This window comes from Microbacterium sp. SZ1, from assembly GCF_002362255.1.
Lineage (GTDB): Bacteria > Actinomycetota > Actinomycetes > Actinomycetales > Microbacteriaceae > Microbacterium.
The window spans coordinates 1-661 of the sequence record NZ_LPVV01000019.1 but is presented as its reverse complement, the minus strand read 5'-3'; the positions used below and the strand labels follow the sequence as shown (position 1 = coordinate 661).

1 protein-coding gene is annotated in these 661 nt (G+C 69.4%); it reads left to right on the top strand.

From position 1 onward, the window contains the following. Positions 1–61 precede the first annotated feature (61 nt). A partial coding sequence (locus AUC47_RS09750; RefSeq protein WP_256999507.1) for a 13E12 repeat family protein occupies positions 62–661 on the top strand: 600 nt, incomplete at its 3' end.

The following is a 661-nucleotide window of genomic DNA, read 5'->3' as shown; positions in this document are numbered from 1 at the left end:
GGTGTCGGGGGAGTGGTTGCCTGCCCGCTGGCCGGGGGTGCGAGACGCGCTGTTGGACGGAGTGATCGGGGTCGCGGGGGTGCTCGCGGCGACGACACCCGTGGAGCGTATCCATGACCGGATCGGGGCGGAGGAGCGACTGGCGGCGGACGCGTTCCTCGCCGACACCGCCCGCGGTCTGCACGCCGAGGGTGATGCCAGCGACGATCCGGCGGATGACGTTGTTGGTTCGGACGTGGCAGGTAGGGGTAGGTCCGGTCCGGGGGTGATGCCGGAGGATCTGGGGCGGATCGCGCAGCAGATCGCGGTGGTGTTGGACCCGGACGGGCCCGAGCTGGATGATCAGTACGCCCTGCAGCGGCGCGGGGTGACGATCGGGCGCCTGCACCAGGGTCTTCACCGGATCACCGGACACCTCTTCCCGGACGCCGCAGCGCAACTGCAGGCGGTCCTGGATGCCATGCTGAACCCGAAAGTCGACGGCCCACCGCACCCGACCGGGGTCCGGTTCACACCGTCCCCGGTTGAGGATGGCCGAGATGCCCGAAGCGACGCAGACGAGTCTCTCGCGAACGACACTGTCAGTTCCGAGTCGGATGCGTGGAACGCGGATCCGCGGGCGGTGATCGATCCCCGCACCCACGCGCAGAAGCGTCATGAT